The 14,587-nt window shown below is 71.6% G+C and carries 14 protein-coding genes; 6 read left to right on the plus strand and 8 right to left on the minus strand.

Annotated elements, in window-relative coordinates; translation table 11 throughout:
* Window positions 1–6: 6 nt before the first annotated feature.
* Together OJ997_RS13480 and OJ997_RS13485 are read left to right on the plus strand one after the other, a co-directional pair.
* A complete protein-coding gene (locus tag OJ997_RS13480; protein ID WP_270025631.1) occupies window positions 7–741 on the plus strand; it encodes a response regulator transcription factor in 735 nt (244 codons plus the stop codon).
* Window positions 738–3,233 (plus strand): ATP-binding protein, encoded by a 2,496-nt coding sequence (locus OJ997_RS13485; RefSeq protein ID WP_270025632.1) that lies wholly within the window; start codon window positions 738–740, stop codon window positions 3,231–3,233. Before OJ997_RS13480 ends, OJ997_RS13485 begins: the two co-directional genes overlap by 4 nt.
* On the opposite strand, the gene OJ997_RS13490 is transcribed toward OJ997_RS13485, so the two are convergent.
* The 4 genes from OJ997_RS13490 to OJ997_RS13505 are packed head-to-tail and all read right to left on the minus strand — an operon-like array spanning window position 3,218 to window position 6,696.
* A complete protein-coding gene (locus tag OJ997_RS13490) occupies window positions 3,218–3,931 on the minus strand; it encodes an alpha/beta fold hydrolase (RefSeq protein WP_270025633.1) in 714 nt (237 codons plus the stop codon). The two genes, OJ997_RS13485 and OJ997_RS13490, sit on opposite strands and share 16 nt — an antisense overlap.
* 5 nt (window positions 3,932–3,936) lie before the next feature.
* The gene (gene metX, locus OJ997_RS13495) at window positions 3,937–4,935 is read right to left on the minus strand and encodes a homoserine O-acetyltransferase MetX (protein ID WP_270025634.1); all 999 of its coding nucleotides are present in this window, start codon (window positions 4,933–4,935) and stop codon (window positions 3,937–3,939) included.
* Window positions 4,928–5,413, minus strand: coding sequence for a CoA-binding protein (locus OJ997_RS13500; RefSeq protein WP_270025635.1), 486 nt, complete (start codon window positions 5,411–5,413; stop codon window positions 4,928–4,930). Before OJ997_RS13500 ends, metX begins: the two co-directional genes overlap by 8 nt.
* Complete coding sequence (locus OJ997_RS13505) at window positions 5,410–6,696, minus strand: O-acetylhomoserine aminocarboxypropyltransferase/cysteine synthase family protein (RefSeq protein ID WP_270025636.1); 1,287 nt, start codon at window positions 6,694–6,696, stop codon at window positions 5,410–5,412. Before OJ997_RS13505 ends, OJ997_RS13500 begins: the two co-directional genes overlap by 4 nt.
* 354 nt (window positions 6,697–7,050) lie before the next feature.
* Here OJ997_RS13505 and OJ997_RS13510 point away from each other — a divergent pair, with 354 nt between their 5' ends.
* Both OJ997_RS13510 and OJ997_RS13515 read left to right on the plus strand, forming a co-directional pair.
* The gene (locus tag OJ997_RS13510; RefSeq protein WP_270025637.1) at window positions 7,051–8,127 is read left to right on the plus strand and encodes a hypothetical protein; all 1,077 of its coding nucleotides are present in this window, start codon (window positions 7,051–7,053) and stop codon (window positions 8,125–8,127) included.
* A gap of 10 nt (window positions 8,128–8,137) precedes the next feature.
* Complete coding sequence (locus tag OJ997_RS13515) at window positions 8,138–8,851, plus strand: L,D-transpeptidase family protein (protein ID WP_270025638.1); 714 nt, start codon at window positions 8,138–8,140, stop codon at window positions 8,849–8,851.
* Here OJ997_RS13515 and OJ997_RS13520 read toward each other — a convergent pair.
* Complete coding sequence (locus OJ997_RS13520; RefSeq protein WP_270025639.1) at window positions 8,848–10,218, minus strand: FAD-binding oxidoreductase; 1,371 nt, start codon at window positions 10,216–10,218, stop codon at window positions 8,848–8,850. The genes OJ997_RS13515 and OJ997_RS13520 overlap by 4 nt on opposite strands.
* Before the next feature lie 41 nt (window positions 10,219–10,259).
* Between OJ997_RS13520 and OJ997_RS13525 the strand changes: the two genes are divergently transcribed.
* A complete protein-coding gene (locus tag OJ997_RS13525) occupies window positions 10,260–11,021 on the plus strand; it encodes an SGNH/GDSL hydrolase family protein (RefSeq protein WP_270025640.1) in 762 nt (253 codons plus the stop codon).
* On the opposite strand, the gene OJ997_RS37540 is transcribed toward OJ997_RS13525, so the two are convergent.
* Window positions 11,008–12,216 (minus strand): phenylacetate--CoA ligase family protein, encoded by a 1,209-nt coding sequence (locus OJ997_RS37540; protein ID WP_270025641.1) that lies wholly within the window; start codon window positions 12,214–12,216, stop codon window positions 11,008–11,010. The two genes, OJ997_RS13525 and OJ997_RS37540, sit on opposite strands and share 14 nt — an antisense overlap.
* The gene (locus OJ997_RS13535) at window positions 12,194–13,258 is read right to left on the minus strand and encodes an enoyl-CoA hydratase/isomerase family protein (RefSeq protein WP_270025642.1); all 1,065 of its coding nucleotides are present in this window, start codon (window positions 13,256–13,258) and stop codon (window positions 12,194–12,196) included. The genes OJ997_RS37540 and OJ997_RS13535 overlap by 23 nt, the downstream gene beginning before the upstream one ends.
* A gap of 20 nt (window positions 13,259–13,278) precedes the next feature.
* Here OJ997_RS13535 and OJ997_RS13540 point away from each other — a divergent pair, with 20 nt between their 5' ends.
* The gene (locus OJ997_RS13540; RefSeq protein WP_270025643.1) at window positions 13,279–14,106 is read left to right on the plus strand and encodes a lysophospholipid acyltransferase family protein; all 828 of its coding nucleotides are present in this window, start codon (window positions 13,279–13,281) and stop codon (window positions 14,104–14,106) included.
* Between the two features lie 13 nt (window positions 14,107–14,119).
* Here the strand turns inward: OJ997_RS13540 and OJ997_RS13545 are convergent.
* On the minus strand, window positions 14,120–14,587 hold a 468-nt coding region (locus OJ997_RS13545; protein ID WP_270025644.1), incomplete at its 5' end, for a DNA glycosylase AlkZ-like family protein.

Raw genomic sequence — 14,587 nt, forward strand, 5'->3', positions numbered from 1 at the left:
TAGACCATGCCCGGCACCACCGCCACACCCCGAGCCCTCGTCGTCGACGACGCAGCCGAGAACCGGATGCTGGTGAGCGCCCTGCTCATCCAGCAGGGGTTCCAGGTGGACCAGGCCGCTGACGGCGAAGCGGCCGTCGTCGCCGCCGAGAAGCTCAGCCCCGACCTGATCGTCCTCGACATCGGCCTGCCCGACATCGACGGCGTCGAGGTCTGCCGTCGCGTGCGCTCGTTCAGCGACGCGCACGTCCTGATGCTGACGGCCCAGGACACGGAGCTCGACAAGGTCGTGGGCTTCGAGGCCGGCGCCGACGACTACGTGACCAAGCCGTTCAGCGTCGCCGAGCTCGTCGGCCGCGTGAAGGCCGTGCTCCGCCGCGCGAGCCGCACCGCCACGGCCCCCGCCGCGACCTTCGCCGCGACGACCACGCCCGACACGACCCGCGCGTTCGGCACGCTCACGATCGACCCGCTCGCCCGCGAGGTCACGCTCGAGGGCAAGACCCTCGACCTCACCCGCATCGAGTTCGACCTGCTCGACACGTTCACCGCCGAGCCGCGCGTCGCGTTCAGCCGCGCCCAGCTGCTCGAGCGCGTGTGGGGCCCCAACTGGTTCGGCGACGACCACCTCGTCGACGTCCACGTCTCCAATCTTCGCCGTAAGCTCGCCGATGACCCCCGCTCTCCGGACTTCGTCTGCACGGTCCGCGGCGTTGGTTACCGGATGGGCGCGGGCCGGTGACAGCACTCGGCGTCGAACTCCCGGCGGCGCTGGAGGACGGCGTCCTGGTCTGGGAGCCGAACGGCTCCGTCGTTGACATCAACCCCGCCATGGAGCGGATGCTGGGCGCCCCGCGTGACCTGATCATCGGCGCCCCGTCGGACCCGTCGAACCTCGTCGCCCCGGGCGGCGGCTCGCTGCCCGCCGAGCAGCTGCCCGCCCGGCGCGTGGAACGGACCAACGGCCGCGTCGACCAGGAGTACGGCATCGACCTCGGCGACGGCGACGTCCTCTGGGTCGCGGTCCGCTCCGCCCCCGCGCCCGACGGCCTGATCGCCTCCGTCTTCACCCCGATCACCGAGGCCGAGGCCAAGGCCCGCGCCGCCGCGCGCATCACCACGCTCGTCGACGAGTCACCCGACCTCGTGTGGATGTTCGACGCCTCCGGGATCATCGAGTACGCGAGCCCGTCCGTCGCGGACGCGCTCGGCCTGCGCCAGGACGAGGTGCTCGGCCGCCTGTGGCGCGCGCTCACCCACCCCGAGGACGTCCCCGTGCTGCGCGCCGCGCTCGCCGACGCGGGCCCGGACGAGCCGCGCACGAAGATGCTCGAGCTGCGCCTGCGCACGCGCGAGAACGCCTACCGCACGATCCAGGGCCAGGCGACCCTGCGCTTCCACGCCGGCAGGGCGATCGCGGTCGAGATCACCGGCCGCGACATCACCCGCACGCGGGCCGCCGAGGTCCGCGGCGACAAGCTCTCCACGCAGCTGGAGGCGCTCGTCGCCAGCGCGCCGGACGGGATCATCATGGCCGACGCCGAGGGCAAGATCGTCGTCATCAACGAGCAGGCTTGCTCGCTGATGGAGCTCGCCGTCACCCCGAGCGAGCTGATCGGGCAGGACGCGCGCCTCATCGGCAGCGCGATCCGCAAGCTGATCGCCGACCCCGAGTCCGCGATCTCACGCCTGCGTGAAGTCGCGGAGGCGAAAGAGCCCGTGCGGTTCATCCACTTCGAGTGCGCGGACGGCCGGCGCGTCGGCTTCGACTTCGTCCCGCTCGACGACGGCGGCCGCCTGTGGACGTTCCGCGACGCCACCCACTTCAAGCTCGTCGAGGAGGAGCAGCGCGGCTTCCTCGCGACGATGAGCCACGAGCTCAAGACCCCGCTGTCGGGCATCGCGGGCGCGGCCGAGCTGCTGATCGACGCCGGCCTGCCCAAGTACGAGCAGGAGCTCGCCGAGGTGATCTCCGACGCCGCGCAGTCGCTCACCGGGCTGCTGCGCGACGTGCTCGACGTGTCCCGCGCCGAGGCCGGGCGCGAGGAGCACGAGGCGTCCGACTACGACCCGCGCCGCCTGCTGACCTCGGTCGCCGGCGTGCTGCGCCCGAGCCTGCGCGGCCGCAACGTCGAGCTGGACGTGAGCGTCGATCCGCACGTGCCGGACGCCCTGCGCGGCGACCCCGCACGCGTGCGCCAGATCGTGCTCAACCTCGCCTCCAACGCCGTCAAGTACACCGAGGAGGGCATCGCGCGCATCGACGCGCTCGTGGACGGCGACAAGCTCAAGATCGTCGTCTCCGACACCGGCCGCGGCATCGCCGAGGACGACCTGCCGCGGCTGTTCGAGCCGTGGACGCGCACGCACACCCGCGCGTGGGCGGGCACCGGCCTGGGCCTCAGCATCGCGCGCCGCCTGGCGCGCGCCATGGACGGCGACGTGACCGTCGTCAGCACCCCCGGCGAGGGCTCGGCGTTCACGCTCGCGCTGCCGCTTCAAGCGGGCGAGGCCACGGCGGAGATGGGCTTCGCCGCCGCGCCCGCGCTCGTCGCGAGCAAGGTGCTCGTCGCCGAGGACGACGCCGCGCTGCGCCGCCTGATCGGCATGCAGCTCGGGCGCCTGGGCGTGACCACCGTGCTGGTCGAGCACGGCCAGGCCGCGGTCGACGCCGTGGGCCGCGAGACCTTCGACGCCGTCCTGCTCGACCTGCGCATGCCGGTGATGGGTGGGCTCGACGCCGCGCGCGCGATCCGCGCGCTCGACGACGAGGTGCCGATGCTCGCCCTCACCGCGGACACCGCCGCCGAGGACGTCGCGCACTGCCGCGCCGCCGGCATGGACGGCCACCTGGCCAAGCCGATCTCGCTGCCCGCGCTGCGCTCCGAGCTCGACCGCCGGATCACGCCGGTCCTGGACGACACGCTGCTCGACGAGCTCGCCGACAACCTCGGCGGGCGCGCGCTCGTGGACCAGATGCTGGCCGTCTACCACGGTGAGCTGCCGGGCCGGCTCGAGCGCCTGCGCGCCGCGACCACGGCCGAGGAGCTGCGGGAGGCCGCGCACGCGCTGCGCTCGCCGAGCGCCGGCTTCGGCATCGCCCGCCTCGCGTCCCGTCTGCGCCGGGTGGAGGCGGCGGCGCGCAAGGGCATCGTCGCGCCGCTGGACTGCATCCTCGACGCGGCCGGCCAGGCCGACCGCGCGCTCAACTCACGGCTTCACGCCGCCGCGTAGGCCGGGCTCAGCCAGCGCGTCAGCAGCAGCGCCAGGTTCACCATGTTGGCCGGGTCGGTCAGCATCGTGTAGTGGTCGCCGCCCGCCGCGAGCAGCTCGATCCGCGCGTCCCAGCCGAGGTCCTCGTACAGGCTGTCGACCGGCTGGACGACCGTGACGGGCACGCCCGCCGGTTCGTGCCGGCTGATCAGGCGGTAGCCGTAGGCCCGCGCGCGCTGATGCTGGAAGAAGCCCTTGCGCAGCGCCTCGGGGGCGCCGAACCCGTGCTGTGAGAGGCGCTCGACGAGCGGGTCCAGCTCCGTCTCCTCGAGCTCGAGGTCGCGGCCCCGGCGCGCGCTGACGAGCTGCGCGTACGAGCGCACCAGCTCCGCGTCGGTCGGCTTGCCGCTCATGCCCGGCGCGATCGAGTCGAGCAGGATCGTGTGCCGCGGCGGCCGCGTCAGGCGGGCCGCGAGGGCCTCGGCGACGACGCCGCCGACGCCCCAGCCGACCAGCACGCGCGGCTGGCGCGGGTCGAGCGTGAGCCGCAGCCGGTCGGCCATCGAGTCGACCGTCGTGTTGGGGTCGTGCTCCCAGTAGCCGTTGAGCGCTTCAAGCTCGAGGACGCGCAGCCGGGTGCCCGCGGGGAGGTGCCGGCCGAGGCGGGGCCAGCAGAGCGGAGAGAGTTCGCCGGGGTGGATGACGCAGAGCTCGGTCACACCCATTAGAGCGTGGCCGCGGCCTCCTGATACACGAAGTCGCGCACGTGCCGGTGATATTCGGGCACGTCCATCAGGAACGAGTCGTGCCCCCACGGCGACTCCACCTCGTGGTGGCGCACGTCCGCGCCCAGCGCGCGCAGCTGCTCCTCCATGTAGACCGAGTGCTCGGTGCCGAACCGCCAGTCGCTGGAGAAGCTCACGAGCAGGTACTTCGTCGGCGGTGCGGCGGGCCCGTCCGCGAACGGCTCGTAGTAGTCCATCACGCGCGACAGGTACAGGTACGTGTGCGGGTCGAAGCGGGCGAGGAAGATCTTCGCCTGGTGGTCCAGGTAGTGCTCGACCTCGAAGTCGGACTGGATCGTCATCTCCGCGCCGGGCACGCGGCGGGCGCGCGAGAACTTCAGCTCCATCCCTTCCTCGGAGAGGTAGGTGATGTGGGCCATCATCCGGGCGACGTCCATCGCGTCGTGGTTGTGGATCGCGTGGCGGGCGACCTTGCTGAACGCGATGTTCTGGGCGCTGAGGCGTGCGGTCGCGCAGACGAGGACCGCGCGCTCGATCTCGTCGGGATGGTCGAGCGACCACTGCAGGATCTGCATCCCGCCGAGCGATCCGCCGACGGCCGCGTAGACCTTCTCGATACCGAGGCCGCGCAGCAGCGCGCGGTGCGTCTCGGCCATGTCGCGGACGGTGAACAGCGGGAAGTCCAGCCCGTAGCGCTCACCCGTCGCCGGGTTGGTGGAGGCCGGGCCGGTCGTGCCCTTGCAGCCGCCGAGGATGTTCGAGCAGATGACGTGGAAGCGGTCGGTGTCGATCGTCTTGCCCGGCCCGATCAGCGTGTCCCACCACGTCACGACCTCCGCGTCGCCGGTGAGGGCGTGGCAGATGTAGACGACGGGGTTGGCCGGGTCGCCGTAGCGGGCGTAGGCGATCTCGAGCGGCGCGAGGTGCGCGCCGGACTCGAGCTTCAGGCCTTCCGGCAGGACGAGGGTCTCAACCACGGGTGCGCTTGGAGGAGATGACGCCGGTGTCGAAGCCCGCGAGGTGCAGGCCGCCGTTGAAGCGGGCGTGCTCGATCTTGATGCAGCGGTTGGAGACGACGTCGAGGCCGGCCTCATGCGCGATCTCGGCCGCCTCGTCCGAGTGCAGGCCGAGCTGCATCCAGAACGCCTTCGCGCCCACCTCGACCGCCTCGCGCGCGACGCCCGGGAGCTGGTCGGCGCGGCGGAAGACGTCGACGACGTCGGGCGCGCCGGGCAGATCCTGCAGCGACGGGTAGCACTTGGCGCCGAGGATCTCGGTCTCGTTCGGCGTGACCGGCCAGACCTCGAAGTCGGTGCTCGAGGACAGCAGGTAGGTGAGCACGAAGTTGCTCGCGCGCGCGGGCTTCGCGGACGCGCCGACGACCGCGATCGTCTTCGCGCGGCGCAGGATCGCCAGGCGCTGGCCGGCGGTGGGCGGGGTCCAGGTGGTGCTCATCCGAGTGCCCGATCGAGGTCGAAGATGATGTCGTCCGGGTCCTCGATGCCGACGCTGATGCGGACGAGCTCGGGCTTGACACCCGCGGCGTCCAGCGCCTCCGTCGACAGCTGGCGGTGGGTCGTGGAACCGGGGTGGATGACGAGCGTGCGCGTATCGCCGACGTTCGCCAGGTGCGAGCACAGCTCGACGCGGCCGATGAACGCCTCGCCCGCCTCGCGCCCGCCTTCGCAGCCGAAGGCGAACACCGCACCGGGTCCCTTCGGCAGGTACTGCTTGGAGAGCGTGTGGTTCGGGTCGTCCGGCAGCCCGCCGTAGCGGACCCAGCTCACGCGCGGGTCCTGGTCGAGCCACTCCGCGACCTTCTGCGCGTTGGCCACGTGCGCGTCCATCCGCAGCGGCAGCGTCTCCATGCCCTGCAGGATCAGGAACGCGTTGAACGGCGACAGCACGCCGCCGAGGTTGCGCAGGCCCTCGACGCGCAGCTTGGTGGCGAAGCCGTACTCGCCGAAGTTGTCCCAGAAGCGCAGGTTGCCGTAGGTGGCGACCGGCTCGGTCATGACCGGGAAGTTGCCGTTGTCCCAGGGGAAGCGGCCGGAGTCCACGATCACGCCGGCGATCGACGTGCCGTGCCCGCCGAGATACTTCGTCGCCGAGTGGATGACGATGTCCGCGCCGTGGTCGAGCGGGCGGCACAGGTACGGGCTGGCGAGCGTGGAGTCGACGACGAGCGGGAGCCCCGCCGCGTGCGCGACCTCGCCGAGCGCCTCCAGGTCCGCGACCGTGCCCGCCGGGTTGGCGATGATCTCCGTGTAGAGGAGCTTCGTGCGGCCCGGGATGATTGCGTCGGCGAAGGCCTGCGGATCGTCGGGCGCGACGAACGTCGTCTCGATCCCGAGCCGGCGCAGCGTCACGTTCAGCAGCGTGAACGTGCCGCCGTACAGGGCGCTGCTCGCGACCACGTGGTCGCCGGATTCGCACAGTTGCGTGAGCAGGAGCGTCTCCGCCGCCTGGCCGCTGCCCGTCGCGACCGCGCCGATGCCGCCCTCGAGGCTCGCGACGCGCTCCTCGAACGCCGCGACGGTCGGGTTGCCGAGCCGCGAGTAGATGTTCCCGTACTTCTGCAGCGCGAACAGGTCGGCCGCGTCCTGCGTGTCCTCGAAGACGAAGGACGTGGTCTGGTAGATCGGGACGGCACGCGCCCCCGTCGTCGGGTCCGGGCGGGCGCCGGCGTGGATGGCGCGGGTGCGCATCCCCCAGTCCCGGTCAGCGGCGTCGCTCATGCTCATGACGGTACCGACGTGGCCTCGCGGGCTCTCATCGACGGCGTGTCAGCAGTGTCGACGTCAGCGTGACAACAAACACGGTGGGCAGAACTCTTGCAATTCTGCATACAGAGCTTTCCGGTGCATTGGCGTCGAAGGCTTTGAACCATTTTCTGGCGCATAAAGAGCCGGAAACATGCGCCTACGCAGGCCCCCTCGTCCGTATAGCGTCACGCCGTCTTTGGAATAACGGCGGGGAGCAAGATGCGGCGAGCAGTTCTATTCGGTGCGGTGTTGGTAGCGAGCTTGATGGCATCAGTGCCTGCCTCCGCTCAGACCCACACCCCGGCGGGGTGCAGGGACAACGATCTGTTGCCTTCACCTGGTCGCGACCGCGGGGATGGCATCTACGCCAATGGCGAGATCGTGACCTACACGGTCAACATCACCAACGTCGGCCCGTTCGCGTGCGAGGTTCGTGACGTGAACCTCACGTTCACCTTCCCCGGCCCGGACGGCACCCCCGACCCCTCGACGACGATTCCGATCGTCACCGGCGCCACGTACGTGTCCGGAACCCCCCGGACCCTCGTCGCGACCCTGCGGCACAAGCTGGCGCTCAACCCGGGGGTCACGCGCACGCAGGCCCGGGTGAACATCACCCATGGCTGGCTGCAGGACCTCGCCGGCGCCTTCGACCCGATCACCGACCAGCGGTTCGTGAGCACCAACGTCGCGGCGCCCACGATCACGATCGACAAGAAGGGCTCGATCGAGAGCGGCGTGGCGCCGCAGAACGTCACGTACACCTACGACGTGACCACCACGGCGTCGATTCCGATCCCGCTCAAGAACGTCGGCGTCAAGGACGACCTGTGCTCCAGCCCGACCTACGCGAGCGGGGACGACGGCGACGGCCAGCTCGAGCAGGGCGAGGTCTTCCGCTTCACCTGCACGACGCTCCACCAGGCGCCCGGCACCTACACCAACACCGCATACGCGTGTGCCTTGAGCGTCTTCGACGACCGTGAGGTCTGCTCGCCGCCCGACACGTGGACGGTCGTCCTGACGCCGCCGCCCGGCAACCCGCCGGCCTCGCCGCCGCCGGCCGGCCCGCCCGCCGAGACGGCCGTCAAGCCGGCCAACGCCACGCAGGCGCCGTGCACGCTGTCGACGCCGAAGGGCCTGACGGTCCGCGCGGGCGAGGTCACCACGATCAAGGCGACCGTGCGTCAGGTCGACGCGGGCACCTCGGTCAAGATCACGCTCCCAGGCGGCAAGACCGTGAGCGCGAAGACGAACTCCAAGGGCGTCGCGCTGCTGAAGGTCAAGCCGACGAAGACGGGCACCGCGCGGATCACCGTCGCTGAGTGCTCTGAGGTGCAGCGACTCACGGTTCGCGCCGCGCGCAAGACGCAGGCGAAGCGCGTGCCGCGTGTGACCGGTTAGATAGAGGTCAATGATCCTCAAGAAGTTTGTAGGGCTTGCGGCCGCGACACTTGTCGCGGCCGCGGCCGTGTTCCCCGCCGTGGCCTCCGCGGAGCGCGTCAGCACGCTCGGCAAGGAGTCCTTCTTCGCCTACGTGAACCGCGCGGAAGTCGCGCGCGCCGAGCCGAGCCCGAAGGCCAAGAAGGTCGCCAAGCTCACGCTCAAGACGCCTGAGAAGACCGACGACCTGGTGTTCGTGCTCGAGCGCACGGAGGTCGACGGCGAGGAGTGGCTGAAGGTGCGGCTGCCCGTGCGGCCGAACAACACCACGGGCTGGGTGCCCGCGACCGCGCTCAGCGAGCTGCAGCCGGTCGACACGTGGCTGAAGATCTCGACCAAGACGTTCAAGATCACGCTGATCAAGAACGGCAAGAAGGTCTTCAGCGCGCCGATCGGCGTCGGGCAGTCGCAGTGGCCGACGCCCAAGGGCCAGTTCTACATCCGCGCCAAGCTCAAGGGCTACGGCGGCGCGGGCTCGGTCTACGGGCCGCTCGCCTACATCACGAGCGCCACGTCGGACACGCTGACCGACTGGCCGGGCGGCGGCCTCGTCGGCGTGCACGGCACCAACCAGCCGGGCATCCTCCCCGGCCGGGTCTCGCACGGCTGCGTGCGCCTCAAGAACGCCGACATCCTCAAGCTCGAGAAGCTGATGCCGGTGGGGACCCCGATCACCATCACCTAGCCGGCCGGCCTGACCCCTTGGGTCGGGCGGAAGCGGTTCCCCGGGTCGACCTCGCGCTTGACCCGGCGGAGCCGCTCGAGGTTCGCGCCCCAGTAGTTGCGGGTGGCGTTGGTGAGGTCGGGATCGGCGTAGTTGAAGTACGCGCCGCTGCCGTAGGGAGCGATCGCCTTCCGGGCTTGCCTGACCTGGGCGCGCGCGGTCGCGATCGGTGCGTAGCTGATGACCTGGACGCTGAAGCGCGCGTCGCGGTGCGGGAACGCGGTGGCGTCGCGGTCGGGGCGGTTGATCGCGCCGCCGTAGGCGTCGAGGATGAGCGTGGCGCCGGTGTCCGTGGCGGCGACGAACGCGCCGCGCCCCTTGGCGGTCAGGCGCTTGGTGACGTAGATCGAGCTCGCGGCGAAGGCGGAGCGCGGCGGGTTCTGGTTGCCGGCCCAGCGGCGCTGCACGGTCAGGTAGTCGGCGCTGCCGACGGTCGGCGTGCCGCCGAGCGGGCGGACCAGTCGGCGGAGCGCGCTCGCGCTGCCCAGGTACTGGCCGAAGGCGGTCGCGCCGTCGCTCGTGAGCGTGAGGATCGCGGTCAGGTCCGAGGGGGCGCGCGGCGCGAACGCGTCCCAGCGGGCGAGCGCCTCCGCCCGTTGTGCGCGGGAGTAGGTGATGGAGAAGTAGGCGGCGCTGGTCACGCGGCGGGTCCTGAGCCGCACGGCGGTGACGATGGCGAAGCTTCCGCCGCCTCCACGGAGCGCCCAGAACAGCTCTCCGTCGTCCACGCGTCTGCGCTTGCCGTCGGCGTCGACGACGTCGAAGCTGGTCACGCGATCGCACGTGAGGCCGAACGCGCGGCCCGCGAGCCCCATCCCGCCGCCGAGCACGAGCCCGCCGACGGCGACGGTGGGACAGCTGCCCGCGGGGATGGTCACGCCCTTCGCGGCGAGCCGCGTGTAGACGTCGCCGAGGCGCGCGCCCGGGCCGAGCGTCGCGATCCCGTCGCCGAAGCGGATCGTGTCGAGCCGGTCGAGGTCGACCACCACCGCGGTGCTGCTCGTGCTGTTGCCGCTGTACCCGTGCCCGCCGGAACGCGCGACGAGCGGCACGTCGAACCGGTCGGCCCAGCTGACCACCGCGCGCACGTCGGCGGTGTCGCGCGCCTGCACCACGGCCGGCGGCTTCACCCCGTCCCAGCGCGTGTTGAACACGACCCGCGCGCCGCTGTAGCCGTTGTCGCCGGGCGTCAGCACCCGCCCGCGCACGGCGCTGCGCAACGCCCGCTCCTGCGTGCGTGTGAGCCGCTTGGCGTCGGCCACCTCGGGCCACGTGAGCGCGAGCGCCCCCACCGCGCCCCGAGCGATCAGATCACGCCGAGTGATCACGACCACAACCTAAAGGGGTCAGACCCCTTTATGTTTTCGCCATGGCGTATCGGCGTTTCGTGGCGCTCGGCGACAGCACGACCGAGGGACTCTGGGACATCAACCCCGACGGATCGTTCCGCGGTTGGGCGGACCGGCTGGCCGAGCGGCTCGCGCAGGACGAGCCGGACCTGCAGTACGCGAACCTCGCCGTGCGCGGGAAGCTCGCGCGGCAGGTGGTGGACGAGCAGCTCGAGCCCGCCCTCGCGCTCGAGCCGGACCTCGCGAGCGTGCTCTCCGGGCTCAACGACATGTTGCGGCGCGACTGCAGCGTGCTCTCGGTGATCGAGCGGATCGACCAGCTGATCGGCTCCCTGCGCGGCGCCGGCGCGGACGTGATCGCGTTCACGCTGCCCGACCCGGTGCCGATCAACCCGATCGCCAAGGGTGCCGCGCTGCGCCTCCGGAACCTCAACCTCGCGATCCGCGACCTCACGGCCAAGCACGGCGCGTACCTCGTCGATCTGGAGGCGCAGCCGGTCGCGTCCGACCGGCGGCTGTGGCACGTCGACCGTCTGCACGCGAACCCGTACGGCCACGCGCGGATCGCTGCCGCGGCGGCCGAGGCGATGGGCCTCGAAGGCGCGGACTCGTCGTGGACGCAGCCGTTCACCGACCCGCTGGGGCCGCGCTCGACCGTCTCCCATGCGGTGTGGGCCGGCAAGTACCTCGCGCCCTGGGTGATGCGCCGACTGCGCGGCGTCTCCTCCGGCGACGGCATCACCGCGAAGCGCCCGGAACTTAAAGGGGTCAGACCCCTTTAGGTTGCTTTAGGTTCCGGCGGTCGATCACGCGGACGGCCTTGCCCTCGCTGCGGGGGATCTCGCCCATCGGACGGACGAGCACCTTCGCGGTCACGCCGACCTGCTCGCGGATCGCCTCTTTCACGCGGGAGGCGAGGTTCGCGCCCCGGCCTTCACAGAGGATCGTGAGCTCGTCCAGCTGCTTCGGGCGATCGACGATCAGCTGGTAGTGCGGCGCGACGCCCTCCACGTGCAGCAGCGCCTCCTCGATCTGCGACGGGTACAGGTTCACGCCGCGGATGATCAGCATGTCGTCGACGCGGCCGCGGATGGCGCTGATGCGCGGCGAGGTGCGCCCGCACGCGCAGGGCTCGCGCGTGAGCGACGTGATGTCGCCGGTGCGGTAGCGGAGCAGCGGCATCGCTTCCTTGGTCAGCGTCGTGATCACCAGCTCGCCGTCCTCGCCGTCGCGCACCGGCGCGCGTGAGTCGACGTCGATGATCTCGACGAGGAAGTGGTCTTCCATCACGTGCAGGCCGTCGCGAGCCTCCGCGCACTCGGCGGCGACGCCCGGCCCGATGATCTCCGAGAGCCCGTAGACGTTCAGCGCCATGAGCCCGAGCGCCGCTTCGACCTCGGTCCGCATCGCGTCCGTCCAGGGCTCGGCGCCGAACATGCCGATCTCGAGCGCAAGATCGTCGGGCCCGATGCCGGCCTCGCGCAGGCCTTCGGCGATGTGCAGCGCATACGAGGGCGTCGAGCACAGCACCTGGCCCTGCAGGTCGCGCAGGAGCAGCGCCTGGCGCGCCGTGACGCCGCCGCTGACCGGGATCGTCAGCGCGCCGATCCGCTCCGCGCCCTGGTGGAACCCGAGCCCGCCGGTGAAGAGCCCGTAGCCGTAGGCGTTGTGGACGACCATGCCCGGCTTCACGCCCGCCATCGTCATGCACTCGGCCATGACCTCCGACCACACGTCGAGGTCGTGCTGCGTGTAGGCGGCGATGGTCGGCTTGCCGCGGCTCCCGGACGAGGCGTGGATGCGGCGCAGCGCCTCGCGCGGCACCGCCAGCAGCCCGAGCGGGTAGTGCTCGCGCAGGTCTTCCTTCGCCGTGAACGGGAGGTCGGTCAGCGCCGCCCAGTCGGCCGGGATGCGCTCGCCCAGCGGCGTCCGGCGTACCCGCTCGACCACCGCCTCAAGGTGTTCGGTCGTGCGCACGCCAGTTCTCCTCCAGGTTGCGGATCAGCGCGGGGCTGAAGTAGCAGACCGCCTGATCGCGGCAGTAGACGGACATGTATTCGCGAAAGACGTCGAGCGGCTCCTGGCCGACGCGGAACGCTCGTTTGTTGGCGCCGCCGGAGACCGCGCCCGCGGTCGACAGCGCCTGCGCGCGGGCGAGGATCGCGGCGTCCATCTCCCCCGGCTCCACGAGCTCGTCCGCGAGCTCCTCCGGCTGCAGCTCGCTGCCGGAGAGGATCGCCTGGCGCGCGCGGCGGTCGCCGACGAAGCGCGGGAGCCGCAGGTTCGCGGCGCCGGGGATGATGCCCTCGTTGCGGGCGGGGAGCGTGAGCCGCGTGCCGCGCTCGCAGAGGATGTGGTCGACGGTGAGCAGCAGCTGGCAGCCGCCGCCGATCGCGAACGTCTCCGCGGCGGCGATCCACAGCTTGTCGGCGCGGAAGACCTTGTGCACGAGCCCGAGGTCTCGGACGGGGAAGAACAGGTACGAGATCTGCCCGCGGTAGAGGTGCGTGAGGTTCAGGCCCGCGCCGAAGATGCGCCGGCCGGCGTAGCGCGGGTGGTCGACGACGCCGCCGCGCAGGACGCAGATCTCGGTGGCCTTGTCCCCCAGCAGGAGGTCGATGCCGGCTTCGAGCGGCGCGAGCGTGGTGTCGTCCTCGGCGTTGAGGTGGCGCGGGTTGCGCAGCTCGACGACGCCGACGTTGCCGTGGCGCTGGACGTGCGCGCGGCCGAGGTCGACCTCGCCGTCGCGCGCGAACGCCGCGGCGTGGGCGAGCGCCGGCGGCGTGGGCGCCAACATCGACTCGATCAGGTGCCGCCCGCAGGCGGGATCCGCGAGCACGTCAGCGAGGAACGCGCCCTGCGCGATCTCGAGCCCGGCCTTGTCTTTCTGCGCCTTCTCGGCCTCCGCGCCGACGTCTTCGCGGGTCGGCAAACCGGGTGCGGCGTACACGAGCTCCTCGGCCCGGAGGGGTCGCGTCAGCCCTTCCGTGAGCTCGTGGTAGATCCGCCGAGCCTCCATGAGCAAGAATCTACGCGCTTATGGCCCTGACCAACGAAGAGGCGAACGCCCTGTCGCGCAAGCGCGGCACTTCATGGGTGTACGAGCTCGCCCGCATCGTCCTCACCCCGATCGCCGCCGTGTGGTACCGCCTCAGGGTCACCGGTGCCGGGTTCGTGCCGGCCGAAGGGCCGGCGATCATCGCCCCGAACCACAAGTCGTTCTACGACTCGTTCTTCATCGGGCTCGCCACGAAGCGCCACCTGCACTTCATGGCCAAGACCGAGCTGTTCGAGGGCAAGAAGACCGCGCGCCTGCTGAGTGGCCTCGGCGCGTTCCCCGTCCGCCGCGGCACCGCCGACCCCGACGCGCTGATGACCGCCCAGGTGCACCTGGAGAAGGGCCGCGTGCTGGCGATGTTCCCCGAGGGCACCCGCCACCGCGACCCCGCGACGCTGCGCGAGCCCCGCCGCGGCGTCGGCCGGCTGGCGATCGAGGCGCAGGCGCCGATCGTCCCGTGCGCGATCACCGGCACCGACAAGCTGTTCGCCTGGGGCTGGTTCCCCAAGCCGGTCAAGGTCCAGGTCTCCTTCGCGCCGGCGATCACGCCCGCCGAGCTCGAGGCGACGCCCGAGGCCGCGCAGGAGCTGATCGAGAACCAGGTCTGGCCCGAGGTCGAGCGCGAGTTCAAGCGCCTGCGTGCGAACCCGGGCCTGATCGCCGCCGTCGTCGCCGCGCTCTCCGCCGCGGGTGGTGGCGTCGCCTACCAGCAGTCGCACAAGAAGCAGCCCAAGCGCAAGCAGCTCGCGACCAAGGCCAAGCGCGCGGTGCCGCGGCGCAAGAAGAAGAAGGGCCCGTTCGGAAGATAAAGGCCCTGGGCCTTTAGAAACGCTTTACCCCGCCGCGGCGGGTCCAGGTGCCGACCGCGACGCCGTCCTCGAGCGCCACGGCGCGGATGATGCCGCCGCCCGGATGGACGGTCTTGGTGTGCTCGGCCGGGACCGTGGGGGTGCGGTCGCGCCAGCCGAGCAGCAGCTCGTCGAACGCGGGGATGAGCACGTCGGGGACCGGGCCGTCCTCGACCTCGATGGACGCGGGCGGGCGGCAGTCGCGCAGTGGGAGGCCGGACCAGTACGCGAGGTCGCGCCGGTCGGCGCCGGCGTGGCACGCGTAGTAGCGCCGCGCGAGCTCGTCGAGGGACGCGTCGCGATCGGGCGCACGCGGAAGGTCGAGGGGGACGACGACGCGCGCGGCGGTGGGGGCGGACCGCGAGCCGGGCGCAGCGGCGCGCGGCGAGCCAGCGGGCGCGGACGGCGAGTCGGGCGCAGCGGCGCGCGGCGAGCCAGCGGG

The sequence above is a fragment of the Solirubrobacter phytolaccae genome, assembly GCF_027587195.1.
GTDB lineage: Bacteria > Actinomycetota > Thermoleophilia > Solirubrobacterales > Solirubrobacteraceae > Solirubrobacter > Solirubrobacter phytolaccae.

Coding starts and splice junctions, on each gene's coding strand:
- OJ997_RS13480 (WP_270025631.1), top strand. CDS start 7: ATGCCCGGCACCACCGCCACACCCCGAGCCCTCGTCGTCGACGACGCA.
- OJ997_RS13500 (WP_270025635.1), bottom strand. CDS start 5,413: ATGAGCACCACCTGGACCCCGCCCACCGCCGGCCAGCGCCTGGCGATC.
- OJ997_RS13505 (WP_270025636.1), bottom strand. CDS start 6,696: ATGAGCGACGCCGCTGACCGGGACTGGGGGATGCGCACCCGCGCCATC.
- OJ997_RS13515 (WP_270025638.1), top strand. CDS start 8,138: ATGATCCTCAAGAAGTTTGTAGGGCTTGCGGCCGCGACACTTGTCGCG.
- OJ997_RS13525 (WP_270025640.1), top strand. CDS start 10,260: ATGGCGTATCGGCGTTTCGTGGCGCTCGGCGACAGCACGACCGAGGGA.
- OJ997_RS13535 (WP_270025642.1), bottom strand. CDS start 13,258: ATGGAGGCTCGGCGGATCTACCACGAGCTCACGGAAGGGCTGACGCGA.
- OJ997_RS13540 (WP_270025643.1), top strand. CDS start 13,279: ATGGCCCTGACCAACGAAGAGGCGAACGCCCTGTCGCGCAAGCGCGGC.